15 protein-coding genes are annotated in these 18459 nt (G+C 51.6%); 12 read left to right on the forward strand and 3 right to left on the reverse strand.

Going from position 1 to position 18459, the window contains the following annotated elements:
* Nucleotides 1–3 precede the first annotated feature (3 nt).
* The 4 genes from dnaN (at nt 4) to B2952_RS05060 (ending at nt 4305) form a co-directional block, all read left to right on the forward strand.
* Nucleotides 4–1125 (forward strand): DNA polymerase III subunit beta, encoded by a 1122-nt coding sequence (gene dnaN / locus B2952_RS05045; protein ID WP_290722839.1) that lies wholly within the window; start codon nt 4–6, stop codon nt 1123–1125.
* A 181-nt stretch (nt 1126–1306) separates the two neighbouring features.
* Complete coding sequence (locus B2952_RS05050; RefSeq protein WP_290733954.1) at nt 1307–2110, forward strand: hypothetical protein; 804 nt, start codon at nt 1307–1309, stop codon at nt 2108–2110.
* A 62-nt stretch (nt 2111–2172) separates the two neighbouring features.
* Nucleotides 2173–3543, forward strand: a complete 1371-nt coding sequence (locus B2952_RS05055; RefSeq protein ID WP_290733956.1) for an anaerobic C4-dicarboxylate transporter — start codon at nt 2173–2175, stop codon at nt 3541–3543.
* Nucleotides 3544–3582: 39 nt separating this feature from the next.
* Nucleotides 3583–4305: a tRNA 2-thiocytidine biosynthesis TtcA family protein gene (locus tag B2952_RS05060; RefSeq protein WP_173382083.1), complete on the forward strand. Its 723-nt coding sequence runs from the start codon at nt 3583–3585 to the stop codon at nt 4303–4305.
* 32 nt (nt 4306–4337) lie between these two features.
* Here the strand turns inward: B2952_RS05060 and B2952_RS05065 are convergent, their stop codons facing one another.
* Nucleotides 4338–4940, reverse strand: a complete 603-nt coding sequence (locus B2952_RS05065; protein ID WP_290733958.1) for a fibrobacter succinogenes major paralogous domain-containing protein — start codon at nt 4938–4940, stop codon at nt 4338–4340.
* Nucleotides 4941–5062: 122 nt separating this feature from the next.
* Between B2952_RS05065 and B2952_RS05070 the strand changes: the two genes are divergently transcribed.
* The 7 genes from B2952_RS05070 to B2952_RS05100 all read left to right on the forward strand — a co-directional run bounded on the left by B2952_RS05070 (nt 5063) and on the right by B2952_RS05100 (nt 14880).
* Nucleotides 5063–6811 carry a 1-deoxy-D-xylulose-5-phosphate synthase gene (locus tag B2952_RS05070; protein WP_290733960.1) on the forward strand — a complete coding sequence of 583 codons (1749 nt, stop codon included), beginning with the start codon at nt 5063–5065 and terminating at the stop codon, nt 6809–6811.
* Nucleotides 6812–7173: 362 nt separating this feature from the next.
* The gene (locus B2952_RS05075) at nt 7174–8850 is read left to right on the forward strand and encodes an AAA family ATPase (protein WP_290733962.1); all 1677 of its coding nucleotides are present in this window, start codon (nt 7174–7176) and stop codon (nt 8848–8850) included.
* Between the two features lie 6 nt (nt 8851–8856).
* Nucleotides 8857–10674 carry a DnaJ domain-containing protein gene (locus tag B2952_RS05080; protein ID WP_290733964.1) on the forward strand — a complete coding sequence of 606 codons (1818 nt, stop codon included), beginning with the start codon at nt 8857–8859 and terminating at the stop codon, nt 10672–10674.
* 219 nt (nt 10675–10893) lie between these two features.
* Nucleotides 10894–12318: an ATP-binding protein gene (locus B2952_RS05085; RefSeq protein WP_290733966.1), complete on the forward strand. Its 1425-nt coding sequence runs from the start codon at nt 10894–10896 to the stop codon at nt 12316–12318.
* 106 nt (nt 12319–12424) lie between these two features.
* Entirely contained in the window at nt 12425–12769 is a 345-nt protein-coding gene (locus B2952_RS05090; protein WP_290733968.1) for a hypothetical protein, read from the forward strand.
* 9 nt (nt 12770–12778) lie between these two features.
* Entirely contained in the window at nt 12779–13948 is a 1170-nt protein-coding gene (locus tag B2952_RS05095; protein ID WP_290733970.1) for a DUF4434 domain-containing protein, read from the forward strand.
* 35 nt (nt 13949–13983) lie between these two features.
* On the forward strand, nt 13984–14880 hold the full coding sequence (locus B2952_RS05100) for a glycoside hydrolase family 11 protein (protein WP_290733972.1): 897 nt from the start codon (nt 13984–13986) through the stop codon (nt 14878–14880).
* 100 nt (nt 14881–14980) lie between these two features.
* Here the strand turns inward: B2952_RS05100 and B2952_RS05105 are convergent, their stop codons facing one another.
* Nucleotides 14981–16303, reverse strand: coding sequence for an aspartate kinase (locus tag B2952_RS05105; RefSeq protein WP_290733974.1), 1323 nt, complete (start codon nt 16301–16303; stop codon nt 14981–14983).
* A gap of 263 nt (nt 16304–16566) precedes the next feature.
* Between B2952_RS05105 and B2952_RS05110 the strand changes: the two genes are divergently transcribed.
* Nucleotides 16567–17484: a sigma 54-interacting transcriptional regulator gene (locus B2952_RS05110; protein ID WP_173366937.1), complete on the forward strand. Its 918-nt coding sequence runs from the start codon at nt 16567–16569 to the stop codon at nt 17482–17484.
* 8 nt (nt 17485–17492) lie between these two features.
* Here B2952_RS05110 and B2952_RS05115 read toward each other — a convergent pair whose 3' ends face one another.
* Nucleotides 17493–18440 (reverse strand): PorV/PorQ family protein, encoded by a 948-nt coding sequence (locus B2952_RS05115; protein WP_290733977.1) that lies wholly within the window; start codon nt 18438–18440, stop codon nt 17493–17495.
* Nucleotides 18441–18459: the final 19 nt, after the last annotated feature.

Raw genomic sequence — 18459 nt, forward strand, 5'->3', positions numbered from 1 at the left:
AAAATGAAGTTCGTTATTGAAAAAACCGTTTTCCAGGATGTACTGCAGGCAGCCATCAACGCCGTCCCCAACAAGTCCACCATCCAAATTCTCAACAACTTCGCGCTGCGCCTCGAAGGCAACTTCCTCGAAGTGAGCGCGACCGACTTGAACCTCGGTATCAGGGTCAAGGTCGAAGTCCAGGGCGAACGCGACGGTTCCGTGGTCATCAACGCACGCAAGCTTCTCGAACTCATCAAGAGCCTCGTCGACCCGAGCATCACGACCGTATCCGTCGACGTGCAGGACTTCCTCGCCACCATCCAGTGGAGCGAACGCGGCAAGGCCTCCATCACCGGTTTTGACGCAAGCGACTTTCCGCCGTTCCCCGAAGTTGCCGAGGGCGAATCCCTGAGCTTCGCCGCTAGCGAACTTGCATTCCTCGCCGAGAAGACGACCTTCGCCTGCTCGACCGATGCCATCCGCCTCAACCTGAACGGCGTATTCCTCGAAGCGAAGGACGGCACCGTCTCTATGATTGCGACCGACGGTCACCGTCTGGGCCGTGCCTCCATCGACCAGGAAGGCGCGAACCTCACGAACGGCGCCATCATCCCGAAGAAGGCACTCCAGCTTATCCTCAATATGGCGAAGTCCGACGCGACCATCGAAATCCGCACGTCGGCCACGCACATTCTCTTCAACACCGGATCCACGCAGGTCATCTCGAAGCTCTTCGAAGGCCCGTACCCGAACTACCGTGCCGTGATCCCGCAGAACTTCGAACGCACCGTGCAGATGAACACGACCGAGTTCCTGAACAAGATGAGGAGCGTGCTCTCGATGGCGAACGCCCGCACCCACAAGGTGCGCCTGCAGATCGACGGCAACACCATGGAACTTTCCGCAAGCGACCCGGATGTCGGCGGCGATTCCCGCGAAGCCATCGCGGTGACGCACAACGGCGAAGGCAACTTCAGCATCGGGTTCGATGGTCGCTACCTCACCGAAATCTTCGGCATGTGCAAGAGCGAAGAAGCCATCATGAAGATGAACAACCCGATTGGCGCCTGCATCATCGAACCGGTGGGCGACAACCTCGGGTTCAGCTTCCTCCTGATGCCGACGCATCTGAACGACGACTAATCCACAGTCGTTATAGACAAATTAAAGGACTCCGCCCGGCGGGGTCTTTTTTTTTGCACGTAATCTCTTTGCTATAACCATCACCCATTTTTTTTCAACTTGTCCCTAAATTTTTGCAATCTATCGGCAGCATGAGCCAAGCCTATTGACTATTCCCTATGCGCATTCCTATTTTATGGGCATGAGTTTTAGGAATACAATCGCATACGCGCTGTGCATTGCGGCAGCCCTCGTCAACACGGGCTGCATTACCACGCAGCTCCACAAGTTCCGTATGACGGCATCCGAGGCGCCGGAAGTCCACGGTGCGAACACAAACCAGAAGCAGAACTCCAGCGTCTGGCGGTTTACCGGCAAGGTCAATTACAATTACGAAGAAAAAGTCGACATCTCCGAAGACATCTACTGGAATAAGAGCCTAGAGGAACTCTTCGATGGAGATAATCTTGAATCCAGCGACGCAGCCTACAAGATGGGAGGTCTCGATTTCGCCGGAAAAATCGAATTCCTATACAAGGCGAATTATTCTGTATTCGGATTAGGCGCAGGCATCAAGGATGGATTGTTCAACCACATCTTACTCGGGTTGAATTTCTCGCACTTCGAGTTCGGGGTGTTCGCCGGCATTTACAACCAATACAGCGACCTGGAATATTCTGGCAAAGTCGTCTCTGACAGCGATGACGGTGATGACTACAAAACAATCCGCGAAAACGATTCACAAATCAACACTAGCTTCTTTGCAGGAGCCTATGCAGGCATCTACCTCGAAAAACTCTTCTTCAACTACAGCGTCAGTTTCTATACGCCCAATCCCGAAATCAACGGCAAGGACCTGAGCGTCCCCACTATCACGAGCCACTACTTCACCGTAGGCTACAGGCTCACCGACCTGATAGAAATTTCCGCAGGGGGAATATTCACCGACATAGATACCGACGGAGGAACCGGCGGCTACACTGCCGGCGTAAGCTTCTATCTATAATTTCATGAAGAATTATCATAAATGTCAAACCCTTTTGTGGGAAAAAAGATTATTTTAAAACTATGACATTGATGATTATCCAGCTCTTGATTGTGCTCCTCGCCCTCTACGTGGGCTCGCGTTACGGGAGCCTCGCCCTCGGCGCGATTTCGGGAATCGGTCTTGCGATTCTCGTGCTCGGCTTCGGCCTGCAGCCCGGCAAACCGCCTACCGATGTCATTTACATCATTATCGCGGCAGTGACCTGCGCAGGCATTTTGCAGGCATCGGGCGGCATGGATTGGCTGATCCAGATTGCGGAGCGCCTGTTGCGCAAGCATCCGAACCACATCACGATTTTGGCTCCGCTCTGCACGTTCTTCCTCACAGTTCTCGTAGGCACCGGCCACGTGGTTTACACCCTCATGCCGATTATCTGCGATATCTCGCTCAAGAAGGGAATCCGCCCGGAACGCCCCTGCGGTGTGGCCTCCGTCGCATCGCAGGTCGGTATCACCTGCTCGCCCATTGCAGCAGCCGTCGCCTCGTTCGTGATTATCTCAAACGCAAACGGGTTCAACATCAACAACCTGCAGGTCATCGCGATTACGATTCCAGCGTGCCTTTGCGGGATCATGGCCGCAGCGCTCGTCTCGTACAAGCGCGGGCTCGACCTCGACAAGGACCCTGCATTCCAGGCCCGCCTCAAGGACCCGCAGATGAAGGAATACATGTACGGGAATACCGCTTCCGTGCTCGACAAGGAAGTCTCCAAGGAAGCGAAGCGCGCCGTGTTCATTTTCCTCGGTGCTCTCGCCGTCATCGTGTTCTTCTCCATTATGCAGATTGCGGGCCACGACATTCGCCCCAAGTTCCCTACAGGTAAAGTAATTGACGGCGTGGCGCAAATGAAGCCGCTCGCCATGAACATCATCATCCAGATTGTAATGATAACGGCCGCGGCGTTCATGGTTATCTGCTGCAAGGCGAGTCCCAAGAAGGCCGTGGCGGGCGCCGTGTGGCAAAGCGGCATGGTCGCCGTCGTCGCCATTTACGGAATCGCATGGCTCGCCGACACCTACTTCGCGAACTACATGGACGTGATGCAGGGCGCTCTCAAAGACATCGTGCAGCATTACCCGTGGGCCATCGCGTTTGCGTTCTTCGCAGTGAGTGTGCTCATCAACTCGCAGGGCGCGGTGGTGGTTGCCATGCTCCCGCTCGCCTACAGCCTCGGCATCGAGGGCCCTGTGCTCCTGGGCGTACTCCCGAGCGTATACGGCTACTTCTTTATTCCGAATTATCCCTCGGACATTGCGACCGTGAACTTCGACCGCTCGGGCACAACCGTCATCGGCAAGTACCTGCTGAACCATAGCTTTATGCGGCCGGGCCTCGTGAGCGTCATCGTCTCGACAATCGTGGGTACACTGCTCGTGAAGCTGTTCTACTAGAATGCGCCTTACCACCTATAATTTTATATTATAGATGTAATGGCAAACGCAATCCGCAAACGAATCAGCAAGAAGATTACCAAGGCGCTGCACGATTTCAATCTGATTGAAGACGGCGACAAGGTGCTCGTCGCCGTAAGTGGCGGCAAGGATTCGAGCGTGCTGCTGATGGAACTCGCAAACCGCATGGGCAAGTTTTTGCCGAACTGCGAAATCGGTGCGATACATATCCAGAGCGACTTTGCGGACAAGGCCCCGCGCGAATTTTTGCAACGGATGGCGGAACAGTACCCGCAGATTCCGTTTTACTTCAAGGATGTGGCGGTAGAAGGCCGCCTCAAGGAAGGGCGCAGCCTCAACTGCTACTGGTGCAGCACGCAGCGCCGCACCGAGCTCATCAAGTTCGCCCGCGAAAACGACTACAACAAGATTGCGCTGGGCCACCACATGGACGACATCGTGGAAACGCTCCTGATGAACATGCTGTACAAGGGCGAGTTCAGCGGCATGCCCCCGATGGTACCCTACGAAAAGTACCCGTGCAGCATTATACGCCCGCTTTGCTACTGCGAAGAGAGCGAGATTATCGAATATGCAGAGGACGCGGACATCCGCAAGTTCACCTGCACCTGCGAGTTCTCAAAGGCGAGCCACCGCAAGACAATACGCGAAGAAATCAAGAGCCTCACCAAGGGCAATTCCACCCTCAAGGCTAATTTATTCGAAAGCATGCGGAATATCCGCATGGACTACTTGCTATAGGCGCTCGCGGAGTTTATTCAACTGCAAGACATTTACTGCGCTGCTTGCGCGGCCTTGATACAGCGCACCGAGCGGAAGTCCCCCTTGGGGAAGGCGTTCATGCTTGCGGCCTTGCTGCTGAAATCGAGGAACAGGTAATACGCAAGATCGTCGGGCGTGGCAGTTGCGCTCCAGAAGTAGGCGTAGCCGCCGATGCCATCGTATTTCTCACCGCGATAGCCCGCGGGGAGCGCGTTAAAGCCGAGCACATCGGAACCATTCCCCTTCTTGAACCACCCGCCGGTGGACTTGAGTTTTTCACCCGCGACTGCCATGCCGTTAGCAAAGTCCGAACCGCCCGCCTCCGTAATAAGCGATGCAAAGTCCGCACTGTCCGGGAGGCTCCAGCCTTCGGGGCATGCTGCGCGCGCATCGTCCCAAGTGTAGAGCCGCCCATACTTATCGCAGTTGCGGCTGTCGCCCTCAGGGCACACGCTCCCCTCGGTCATAAAATTCAGGTTCTCCGCAAACCAGGTGAGGCCACCAATCTTCACTACGGCGTAGCTCTGGCCATCGCGCGGGTCGGTGAACGACTCGGAGCAGGCGATAAACAGCACCGATACAAGAAGGCAAGGCAGGTATAAAACGCGACGCATAGGAGAAAAATAATAAACGATATCGCCTGTTTCCTGTAAGAACCAGAAAAAGTGTTTTCGGGAAGAATAAAAAGCGCAGCAGGTTGTATATTTACTTTAGAACAACTTTAAGACGGTACCCTATGTTAATTGAAAAGATTACATCCCCTGCAGATGTGAAGAAGATGGACACGGAAAGCCTCAAGGCGCTCGCGGCAGAAATACGCACGGCGCTTTTGAACAAGATTTCAAAATGCGGCGGGCACTTGGCGCCGAACCTCGGATTCGTGGAGCCGACCATCGCACTGCATTACGTTTTTGAATCGCCCAAGGACAAGATTGTCTACGATGTAAGTCACCAGAGCTACACCCACAAGATTTTGACAGGCCGCGCCGAAGCGTTCCTGAATCCGGAAAAATACTGGAGCGTTACGGGCTACACCGAGCCTTGCGAAAGCGAACACGACCAGTTCATGATTGGTCACACCTCGACTTCCGTGAGCCTTGCGCTCGGGCTTGCAACCGCCCGCGATATCAAAAGCGAAAAGGGCAACGTGATTGCCGTAATCGGTGACGGTTCCCTGAGCGGCGGCGAAGCGTTCGAAGGCCTCGACAACGCAGGCGAATACGCGACGAACTTTATCGTGGTCGTGAACGATAACGAAATGTCCATCGCCGAAAATCACGGCGGACTTTACGGGAGCCTCGCGGAACTCCGAGCCACGCAGGGCAAGAGCGAAAACAACTATTTCAAGAGCCTCGGCTTTGACTACCTGTATGTGGAACAAGGTAACGACATCGAATCGCTCATCGCCGCATTCAAGCAGGTGAAGGATTCCACGAAGCCCGTGGTAGTGCACATCCACACGCTCAAGGGCAAGGGCTACAGTTTCGCCGAAAACGCGAAGGAAGGTTTCCACTGGGCCGCACCGTTTGACATTCCGACCGGTGTCGTGAACTGGGGTAGCGGCGAATCTTACGGCGCAATCCTCGGCGACTACCTGATGAAAAAAATCAAGGCCGACCCGAAGGTGGTCGTAATCCATTCCGCAGTACCCGCAGGTATCGGCTTCTTTGCCGAGCAGCGTAAGGCGGCAGGCAAGCAGTTCATTGACGTGGGCATCGCCGAAGAACACGCGGTCGCACTCGCATCTGGCCTTGCGAAGGGCGGTGCAAAGCCCGTGTACAGCACGCACAGCACGTTTATCCAGCGCACCTACGACCAGCTTTCGCAGGACCTGTGCGCGAACAACAACCCGGCCACATTGCTCATTACCATGTCTGGCGCCGACGGCATGAATGACACGACGCACCTCTGCATTTTCGACATCCCGATGATGAGCAACATCCCGAACCTGGTTTACCTCTGCCCCACCTGCGTGGAAGAAGCCATCGCCATGATGGATTATGCGATTGACCAGACGGAACACCCGATCGCCATCCGCATCCCGAACGGAGTCACGCACCGCAGCGTGAAATTCGATACCGACTACTCCAAGATGAATACGTACAAAGTAGACAAGCGCGGAAGCAAGGTAGCGCTGATCGGTCTCGGCAGCTACTACGCCCTCGCCGAAGAAGCCGCAGCAGAACTCGCCAAGCAGGGAATCGACGCCACCATCATCAACCCGCGATTCGCAACAGGCATCGACGCCGAAGTGCTCACGGGATTGTGCGCCGACCATCAGGTTGTCGTGACGCTCGAAAACGGCGTGGTCGACGGCGGCTTCGGCGAGAAGGTCGCGCGCTTCTACGGCAACACCGACATGCGCGTGCTCGTGAAGGGACTCAAGAAGGAATTCTACGACAAGGTTCCCTACGGCGAACTCATGGAAAGGAACCGCCTCACGCCCAAGCAGATTGCGGAAGACGTGATGGCGGTGCTGAAATAGCGTGGACTAATTGGATTGTAAGACTCCCCGAGCGCGAGGCCGGGGAGCGGGTTACTTGGTCGTCAAAGACTATTTGCCCTTAGGCGGGTTGCCGCCGCGACCACCACCAGACTTGCCTCCTGTAGTAGAAGGCCAACCAGCGCCTTTCGGATTGATGGGTGGTTGCCCCTTATGCTTTGACATACGCTTTACCTCCTTTGCGCAAAATGAGGAACCATACCTCCAATATATACTTTTTTCAGCACATCATATAGCCACATATCACATTTAAGAAAAAAAATCTCCGTTTCTATTTCTTTCTAGTTATATTAATAAAAGGATATTTATGTAATCAACAAACAAATGGTTATAAAAGGACTGCTATGACACCAATCGTACTCAAAAAAGAACAGATTTCTCAATTGATTCAAGAAATCTCTGTAGGCCTGCAAGAACGTGACGAGATAGTGGCGCTAGCCTTGCTTGCGATATTGTCCGGGCAATCTGTATTTTTATACGGCCCTCCTGGAACTGCTAAGAGTTTAATCGCCCGACGCTTGAGCCTTGCATTTAAGGAGTCTAAATATTTTGAATATCTAATGAACCGTTTTAGTACTCCTGAAGAAGTTTTTGGGCCAGTAAGCATCAAGGAACTTAAAGAAGACCGCTATATTCGCAAAACCACGGGTTACCTTCCCGAAGCCGACATCGCATTTCTAGACGAAATCTGGAAGAGCAGTCCTGCCATTCTAAACACCCTATTGACCATCATCAACGAACGAAAGTTCCGTAACGGAGACAAGGTGATAGATGTCCCGCTAAAAGGTATTGTGGCTGCCAGTAACGAAATTCCTGCAGAGAATCAAGGGCTAGAAGCTTTGTACGACCGATTTATCATGCGATTGGTCGTTAACCCCATGGTATGGCGTCGTAACTTTGAAGCAGTACTAAATGATATTCCTACGGAAGCGGTAGTTCCTGTTGATGAAACCTTGACTTTTGATACTCAGAAGTGGAATGAAGCCCTAACAAATCTCAACAATGTTACAATATCCAAGGAAACCCTAAACATAATCCATGCGATTCGCCAAAAGATTGATGAGTACAACAAAAAAGAAGCAAACAAATCTAGTCCTATTTATATCTCTGACCGACGCTGGCAGAAAATGGCTAGAATTCTAAAGATGGCCGCATACCTTTGCGATAGGAGCGAAGTCAAGCCGGTTGATGCGCTCATCTTAAAAGATTGCCTATGGACAAAAGTGGATAACAAGGACGCCCTCTCAAAGATGGTGCGTGATTCCGTGCGTGAATTCTGCCTTTTCAATTCTGAAAAATTTGAAAAATGGGCGGATGACTACAAAACACTTAAGCAGGAAATCGACGACACCTTTTTCCATAATAGTGATGTTTATGATGACACTACAGAGTATAAAGGCGTAAAATATTTTAAATCTGAATTGAGCATTCCATATTTGACAAGAAAAACGACGAAAGATAGATATGGTTGGGATAAAAATGAAGATGTAATTGTTCATTGTAAAAAACAAGTTTATCTTCCCTTTGATTGTTTTAAAACGAAAAAAGAATTTTTCCCGTTGGATGGTGCTTTTAATGAGCTTTCTATATACAGGGATCCAAATCATAATTACAGTTACGCAAAGACTACGATTCAATGCAATTTTAATGGTTCGGCTACATGTAGCATTGAATATACTTATAAGGAAAGTGATTCTTATTATGCGAGTTCTAAAACCGAAAAGGAAAAAATTGTTATAAAACCATCGTATAAAGTTGGAGACTGCAAAAAGGTAGCTCCAAAAATCAAGAAAATGTATCGGGAAAATGTTGATGAACTGATGAAAAAGTATGACGATATCGAAAAAGAAATAAATGATTTTTACTCAAATCTTGCCCAGGAAAACGATACGCCATTTGTCTCTAAGAAAGACCAAACTATCGTAACAGCCGTTGTTGCCGATTTCCAAAAACAAATGCGTGTTGAACGAATGAATGCCGAACAGCTTACAATAAAGTTGAATCAACATATAGACCCGTAGCACGATATGTCCAAATTCTCGGGATCGCCATATTCGTTATACGCAACTCTTCAGGTTTCTGAAAAGGCTTCTGTGGATGAAATCAAAAAATCCTATCAAGCCTTAGCGAAGCAATTCCACCCCGATAAAAACGGTGGCGATGATACGCATTTCAAGGAAATCCAGGAAGCATATGAGATTCTTTCGAATACGGAGCAAAAACGTCTGTACGACGACTATTGCGAAAGGGAAATCAACAGGATTGCCGAAGAAGAGATCCTTCGACAAAAAAAGGAAAAGCGTTCCGCAATCTATAAAACAAAAAATTCAACAAATATTAGGGAAAAGCTTTCAGAATGGCTTCGCAAAAACTTAACCGAGAAATTTTCAGATGTATGGTCCAAGTCTTTTGACGATTCATTATCGAAAGATCTTGACAAAACCGTAGATGAACTTGGTCAAAAATTTGCGAATACCCCCTTTGATAGAATCAGACAAAAGCTGTCGAAAATGGAAAGGCTTTCTTCAATTGAAAAAGCGAGCAAAAAAAGTATAAACGACCTTCTTAAGGAATTTGCCAAATCCATTCCTGGTGTTGATACGTCATTTTGGGAAAATAAAGTTAACGCATTGATTCCGGCAAAGAAATCTTCCAGAAAAGACTCCAACTCAAAAGACTTGATGGAGCAAGATTCCGCCAATGCTGATAAAATGCAAGCCGAACTGGATGCCATTTACCAGCATATATTGGAATCATGGCGCGAGGCCTACGAGAAAATGGTTGTGCAATGGATGATTTCTGAAATGGAATCGGCCAAGCAAGCCATGTACGCCAAGTACCAAGAGATATTGAACAACCTCCGCCAAATCAAGAGAACGCTTGGTTCTATTCCAAATTTAGGATGGGATCTTGGATTGGGAAACCTTTCCGCACACGATATCCAGATTGTTCTGCAATGGGGTAAATTCTTTCAGGATAATCCAAAGATTCAAGAATTGTGTGAAGCTCTTGGACATTTAAACAAAGAGGCGTCAAGAATAGAGAAGGAAACCATTCAAGCCACCCGCAGTTATGACACCATTACCATTGATTGCAATTCTAGGGAAGAAATTACAGGTGTAACCTTTGGCAAGAGTATTGAGGACGCCCTCCCCCAGGAATTGGCTCTGCTTGGCGATGAGGATACATCTCTGCTTTTCGATATGAAATACATCGAAAGCAGGCTCATGTGCTTTGAAAAACAAGGTTATATTGCGCATCATAATGAAGAAACCTACGAAGAAGAGCGTGACGTCGAGAAAAAAGAGAAGAAAGGTCCCATTATAGTTTGCGTTGACACGAGCGGTTCCATGGCCGGCACTCCTGAAAGTATAGCCAAAGCGATAACACTCCACATGGCCTCCATTGCCCATAAGCAGGATAGGGATTGCTATTTGATAAATTTCAGTACGAGCATTACCACTTTTGATTTTAAGCCTCCCAAAGGCATTGAAGACCTGATTAAGTTTTTAGAGAGTAGTTTTCATGGGGGAACGGATGTAATGCCCGCTCTAAATGAAGGCATCCGAATGATGCAGGAGGGCGGCTACGACAAGGCAGACCTGCTTGTAATCTCGGACTTCATCTTTCCGACAGGTGATTCTAGAATGTTAGAGAAAATTCAGAAACAGCGAGAAAAGGACAATTACTTTTACGCTCTGTCAATCATGGATTCCGGATATGGTTTTAGTTACTACCAAGATTCTAAACAAAAAATGTTTGATGAAGCCTGGATCTATTCTCCTTATGGTAAAGACCTTAGGATGCTATATTCCCGTCTCTCAAAGATAGGAGAAAATCGGTAACTATGGACACGGAAAAGAAAATAGCCCTGATTATCGACTGCGACAACGCCAAGGCAGACGCCATCTACGGCATCATGGAAGAACTCTCCAAGTTCGGGCATTGCTAAAACGGCCACTTTTTACATCATTTTAGCAATAAAATGAATAAAAAGTGCTAAACTGACATAATTTTTAATCGTTTTAGCACTTTTTTAACGAAAAAAATGCTATTTTAGAGGTATGGAAAAGATTGTCGGAAGAATAGAAGAGCAAAAATTACTCCTTTCGCTAAAGGACAGCCCTAAAGCTGAATTCGTCGCCCTTTATGGTCGCCGGCGCGTCGGGAAGACGTTTTTAATAAACCAGCTCTTCGGAAGCGACTTTGCATTCAAGATGACAGGAGTCCTTGACGGATCCCTAAAGGATCAACTAGCTGCATTTTCCGACTCCATGGACGATTTCGGTTACGACATGGAAGAAAAGCCCAAGGACTGGATGGAAGCTTTCAAGTTGCTAAAAAGAGCCTTGAAGCCCCGCGTCGAAAGTGGGGCTCCATGCGTCATCTTTTTGGACGAACTCCCTGCAATGGACGCGAAAAAATCCGGCATCGCCAAGGCCGTCGGTTATTTCTGGAACAGCTGGGCATCTCTGTTCAGTAACATCACCTTGATTGTCTGCGGCAGTGCTACAAGCTGGATGATTACAAATATTGTCGATAGCAAGGGCGGCCTTCACGACCGTATCACGCAAGAGATTCACGTTCATCCGTTCTGCCTGAAAGAAACCGAAGAGTACTTTAATGAAAACGGATTCCAATGGAATCGCGATATCGTATTGCAGGCCTACATGGCGTTTGGCGGCATCCCCTACTATCTGAGCCTTCTTTCGCCTAGGGAGAGCTTTGCGCAAAATATTGACAGACTTTTCTTCGGTCCCGATGAAAAAATGCGCCGCGAGTTCAAGCGCCTTTTTGCAACACTTTACAATCGTCCAGAAGGCTACATTGAAATAGTCAAGAAACTTTGCGAAAGCAAGCACGGCGTAACTCGTAAGGAACTCGCCGAATCACTTAAGGTTTCGAACAACGCATTCCTCGGTAAAAAGCTAGACGACCTTGTGCATTGTGACCTGCTGCGCAAGATTCCCGTCCGCGAAAAGAAAATCAAGAAAAATGATTTCGTTTTTCAACTGGCGGATTTCTTTTGCATTTTCTGGTTGACATTTATCCAAAAGGCCGAACTGGAAAACAATTATTGGCAGCACCATATCAACACGCCCGAAATCAATACCTGGATGGGCCTGTCGTTTGAACGTATCTGCATGTCGCACATTCAGCAAATCAAAAAGGCTTTGCGAATCGACGGCATTTCAACAATCAGCTACGCTTGGCGCAGTAAAAACTCTACACCAGGAGCACAAATTGACTTGGTGATTGAACGAGCGGACAAAATCGTCAACCTTTGCGAAATCAAATACAGCCAGACACCTTATTCTATTGACAAGGACGAATACCAAAAGTTGCTGAATCGCAGGGAGGCGTTTTCCAAGGAAACAGGACTTCGCCATTCACCTTGGATTACAATGATTGTAAGCGAAGGCCTTTCGCAAGGAATGTATTCCAACATTGCACAAGGCATCGTTACGAAAGAAGATCTGTTTGCGTGAAATCCTGTGAAGCAAATCACTCCCGCTCGGGGCAACTAAAAAAATTGCTCCCGCGCGGGTTTCATGGTATATATTACTTGTGTCTAAAATTCCAAGGAGTATTACGATGAAAAAAATGTTCCTTGCGGCCGTTATCGGCGCAAGCGTTCTCTTCACCGCATGTGGCGACGATTCCTCTTCGGCTTCCAATTCCCCGACCTGCACCATTAACAAGGGCAGCAAGGTGACCATAACCATGACCAAGGACGGCCAGACGGAAGAAATCGTGTACGCCCTTGATGGCGACAACCTCGTGATGACCAAGGACGGCGAGGTCGAAACTACTCCGGCAGGCGGCATGACGCTCGACGACATTGGCGACATGGCCGATCAAATGTGCTACGACTTCATGACGGGCACAATGGACAGCAAGGACGACACCCCCGCCAAGGACGATACGCAAGAAGATTAAAACAGCAATGTGCGAAGGGTAGTAATTACATCGCTCCTGTGCGGAGCGTTTTCGCTTGTGGCGGGGCCGCTTGCCGGTACCGCCCATGCCGTGGGGCTCGTGGGTGTTTTCGACGCGGGCTGGTCCACCGCCTACTACCCGCAGGATTCCATCACGCACATGCACCAGCGCCTGCACGCGCTCGGGATGGACGAGGTCGTGTTGCAGTACGCCGCGGTCGAGGCGACGCACTTGTACTACCCCTCGCAACTAGACTTTTTGCAGAACACGCAGTACAAGAACAACGAACTTTTCCCCAAGAGCATCGAGGCGGCGAAGGCCACCGGGACCAGGGTCTGGCTCGGGCTTTACTACAATGGCGAAAACTGGTACACGCCACCGACCGCCGAGCAGCTTGATACTTTGTCTGCACGCAACCTGAAAGTGCTTGAAGAAATTTACGCGCTGTACGGGAGCGAGACCGTAGTCGCGGGCGTGTACATCCCGCAAGAGATCGCGCGCTACTACTGGGACGGCCTGCGCAGCGATGCGACTCCGGAAATGCTCACGGAACATTTCTTGAAGCCCGTTACCGAAGCCGCGCAGGCGAAGGGCTGGAAGGTGATGGCAGCACCCTTCTACAACCAGAATCTAGAATCGCCCGCAAAGCTGCAATCGTTTTTCGAGAAACTTTTTGCCACAGGATTCAAGCCCGACGTAATCGCCGTGCAGGATGGCGTAGGCGCGAGCGACGCAGGCAAGCACCATGCTGAAACCGCGACCGTAGGCAACTACGAGCGGGCGGTTGCAAGCGCCTGCAAGCAATACGGGATTGAATTCTGGGTAGACCTGGAACTGTTCCGCACCGACGACTCGCACGCACTCGCAGACAGTGCAAGAATTTCGGAACAGCTCGACACCGCATACGCCGCGGGGGCTTTGAAGGTCATCGGCTATGACTTGGCCGTGCTCGGGAATGCGGGTCTCGATTCCCTCGAAAAGTGGAAACTGGAATCGAGCGTGGAGCCGCCGACCCGCATCTACGAAGCACCCCGCGAAAATCGCCACGCATCCCATGCCCGCGACGAAAAATCGCAAAAACGCGAATTGTTCCTGAACGGGCGTTTACAGAACAGCCGTTCCCTGAACGAGAATTCGCAGTATTTCAAGGCGAACGGCGCGAAGGTTAAGCAGAATTAACGCCCACCGGGCCGCAAAAAGTATATATTAGTAGCATGAAGAATCTAGTGGGTTTAGGAATCGCCCTCACCATGGGCTTGGCTACGACTATCTATGCGGAAAGGTGTCCTAACGCATGGCCCGCGGAGGGCGAAAACTACGCCTCCGGCACGATAGACGGTACAAACTACAGTTACGAAGTCTGGCGCGATGGCTACAATGCTTATTTGGAGTGCTACGATGATGGCGGCTACTTAGTTTACTCCAAGGTCGCGGACGCTATCGTGCGCTTTGGTCCCAAGTTCGACGAGCCAAAGACCTTCGACCAGCATGGCAACTTTGCGGCGGACTACAAGTTTCGCACAAAAGGCGGCGGCTTCGGCACCCCCTATTTTCTGGTTGGCATCCAAGGCAATACCACCGAGCCGAAAACCGAATTCTATATCATAGACTACTGGATAATCAAAGATACAGCCGACACATCCACTTTCGGAACCAGGCTCGGCGAATTCACCGTCGATGGCGACACCTACGACATCTGGCAGAACACCGCCAACAGTCACATGGGCGTCCAGGGCGACTCCTCGTTCAAGCAGTATTTCAGCATCCGACGCACCAAGCGCGATAGCGGGCACGTCGACATTGCCGCCCACTTCAAGAAGTGGGAAGAGCTCGGCCTGAAGGTGGGCAAGATAACCGATGTCATGGCGCTTGTGGAAGGGTATAAGGGGCAGAGTTCCATCAACTATTTTCAAATTGACTACTTCAACATCACCGAATCGGCAGACACTACCGGCACAGCATCAGACAGCACCGGCACGACAGCGATTTCAAGGCGCGCAAGCCTACCGCTCCTAAAGGGTAATACCCGTGTGTTCGACATGCAAGGCCGATACCTCGGCACAAGCGAACAGAAAATCAGTCCCGCCGTCAAGACAGTGAGGAAGAGATAAAATCAGATTTTTGATAAATTAAAAACGGCCCGGATTTTATTCCGGGTCGTCTTTTAATATTGATTAAGATCCCCGCCTGCGCGGGGATGACAATTGCGAGTTACTTCACAAACGCGCCGTAGATGGCCTTGATGGCCTTCTCGGTATCGGCTTCGTCAACACCGGTGATGATGTTGATCTGCGAAGAACCCTGGTCGATGATGCGGACGTTCACCTTGTTCTCGGCGAGAGCGGTAAACAGCTTCGCGGCAACACCGATCTTGTTCGTCATGCCATGACCCACGGTAGCGATGAGCGCGATACCCGGGAACACCTTGATACGGTCGGGGCGCATCTGCTGCGTGATGTCTTCGAGGACCACGTCCTGCACGGCGTCGAGAGCCTTGCTATCCACCACGATGCTCATGGAGTCGATGGCGCTCGGGCACAGTTCGTAAGAAAGGCCTTCGCTTTCGAGCACGGCGAGCACGCGGCGACCGAAACCGACTTCCTTGTTCATCATGGACTTCTCGATGTAGATCATCGAGAAGCCCTTACGGCCGGCAACGCCCGTAATCGGGAGCTTTGCTTCTTCCGGAGTGGGGCCGATAATGGTGCCCGCGTCTTCGGGGCGGTTCGTGTTGCGGATGTTGATAGGAATCTTCTTCGCGCGGCACGGAGCGATAGATTCGTCGTGGAGCACAGAAGCGCCGGAGTAAGCGAGTTCGCGGATTTCGCGGTAGCTCACGTATTCGATGGGCAGCGGATTTTCGACGATGCGCGGGTCAGCCATGAGCATGCCCGAAACGTCGGTCCAGTTTTCGTACTTGGCGGCATCGATGCCGTTAGCGAGGATGGCGCCCGTGATGTCGGAGCCGCCACGGCTGAAGGTCTTGACTTCGCCACGGAGGTTTGCGCCGTAGAAGCCCGGCAGCACGTAAAGCTGGTTCTCGTCAGACAAGGTCTTCGCGATGTCTTCGTAGGTCTTCGGGACAATGCGGTACTTGTCGTCGAAGGTGATCAGCGGGAACGTGTCGACGAAGTTTGCGCCCAGGTACTTGGCCATGAGGCGTGCACACAGGAATTCGCCACGGCTCACGAGGAAGTCGGTGCTGACGGATTCGGGGTGGTTCTTCAGCTTGTCTTCGAGGCTGTCGAGGTCTTCGGTCAGCTTGTCTTCGAGACCGAGGTCCTTGCAGATTTCGTCATAGCGCTGACGGATCAGGTTCCACGGGGTCGAAAAGTCGAGGCCCTTCGAGGCGAGGTCGTAGGTGCTATAGAGGAGGTCGGTAAGCTTTGTTTCCTTAGGATTGCGCTTGCCGGGGGCGGAAACGACGATGACCTTGCGGTTCTTGTCGGATTCAACGATGGCCTTGATCTTCTTGAACTGGCCGGCATCGGCGACAGAGCTGCCGCCGAACTTGCATACGATTCTTTGACTCATTTTTTCCTTTCGGGCCACCAAACCTCTCGGCTTCGAGCGCAGTCACTTTCCTCGCGACCGTCGTGCCCAAGCCTACCCATCTGGCCAGCCACTTGGTTTTTGTGTCTATGTCTGCGACGGCATTTTACCGCCGCGCGGGCGACAAGATAGAAAAATGGGGAGTGCGCGGCAAGGTTTTGTAAAAATTGCGCCGTAAATGTAAAAAAACGGCATCGGCAGGGAACAAAATGGCGTTTCAATCGTTTTTAGGGTAGGAGACACCCATGAAACAACCGAACGAACTGCTGAACATCGCCGCAAAATCTTCCGTCCCCGTCCTCATCCAGGGAGAATCGGGCGCCGGGAAAGAAGTCGCCGCACGCTACATCCACGAACACGGCCACCGCAAGCACGGTCCCTTCATCGCCGTCAACTGCGCGGCACTTTCGCAGAACCTTATCGAGAGCACGCTGGAAGGTTCGATAAAGGGCGCATACACCGGCTCCGAAAGCGACCAGAAGGGAATCGTGCGAGCCGCGAACGGAGGGACCCTTTTCCTCGACGAAATCGGGGAGCTGCCCCTGGAGGCGCAAAGCAAGCTGCTGCGGATACTGCAGGAACGCACGGTAATGCCCATCGGAAGCACCCGGAGCATCCCCGTCGATTTCAGGCTCGTCTGCGCCACCAACAGGAACCTCAAGGAGGAAATCTCCGCAAAGCGATTCCGCGAAGACCTCTTTTTCAGGTTGAACGTATTCCCGGTGCAGATCCTTCCCCTGCGCGAACGCGACGATTTCGACGACATCGCCACGTCAATATGGAACGGTATTCTCGATAACGTAAGCACGGCCACCCTCGAAGAGATTCCAAACAAGCTCACCGCCTACAACCTCGCGGCGCTACAGCGGTTCAGCTGGCCCGGCAACGTGCGGCAGCTGAAAAACGTATTGCAGCGGTTCGCCCTCCTCTGTCCGCACGGAATCAAGCTCGAAGAAATCCTCGAAGAAGAATTCGCCACGCCGGCGGTATTCGATTCCAAAAAGAACATCATGCGCATCTGGACAAGGCGACGCAAAAACGCCCCCGACTGGGACATCATCAAGGACGCCCTGGATTCATGCGACTGGAACAAGTGCAAGGCTTCAAGGAAACTCGGCATCAGCAGGGGCTGCCTCTGCTACCAGATACAGAAGCACGGATAGCGAGAAGGCTAGAATCTGTAGCTCACTCCGAGGTAATGGTTGCCCGAAGCGAGAGCCGGACGCGGCGAATAACCGTAATCGAACACGCAGGAACCGAAGGCAATGCCGATACCCGCACTCAGACCGTCCTCGGTTTCGGGGCGCAACGCATAGCCGGCGCGAAGCGAAACGAATTCCTGATACGAAATTTCGCCACCGAAGCGCCATTCAAAATCTTCCATGTCGGCACGCCTGTAGATATCGGCGGAGAGGTGCACGTCCCACATGCTTTCCAGGTGCAGGAGGCTACCTACAGGAATGGAACCCATGATTCCCGCCTGCAAGGCCATCGGGGCGGCTTCATGTTCGCCGCTGTATTCGCTTTCGGTCACGTAGCCGAAATTCGTAACCGCCGCACCGAACGCGACAAAGCGGTTCACACGGTAGGATGCGCCCGCATCGGCCAAAATGCCTAGCGTCGATTCATCGTCGATCGCCTGGTAGGCAAAACGCGTCTGCAACGACCATGCGAACGGGCGGCCGTGATTGCCGATTCCCGCCTGGGCCGCCCAAGCATAGGCCGAATAGTCCGACGTGACGAATCCTTCCTCGTCGCGGCCCTCGATATCGCCATAGCCCAGGAACTCGAGCCCCATCGAAAGCACGAACAGGTCATTGAGTGGAAGCCCGTAGTAAATGGAGACAAAGTTGTCTGCACCCGCATCGCCAAAGACAATCTGGCTGAACCCTATCTCCGCCTGCGAGACGGTCGTGGCGGCCAGCGGGTTGCGCGTCAGTTCGGAGAGGCGCACAGGCGAGGCGACACCCGCACCGGAGAGGGCTGCACTTCGAGGCGAAGCCTGCATCGAGAGGAACTTCATCGTCGTGCCCCCGAGCCCCGTATTCCAGTAGCGGCCGCTCGCGGCAAACGCGGCGACGCTTAGCAGAAGCAGGGGCAGGAGGATTTTCTTGGACATATGGGACAAGATACAAAAA

Origin of the sequence: Fibrobacter sp. UBA7003, from assembly GCA_002449765.1 — a bacterium.
In the GTDB taxonomy this organism is placed as follows: Bacteria; Fibrobacterota; Fibrobacteria; order Fibrobacterales; family Fibrobacteraceae; genus Fibrobacter.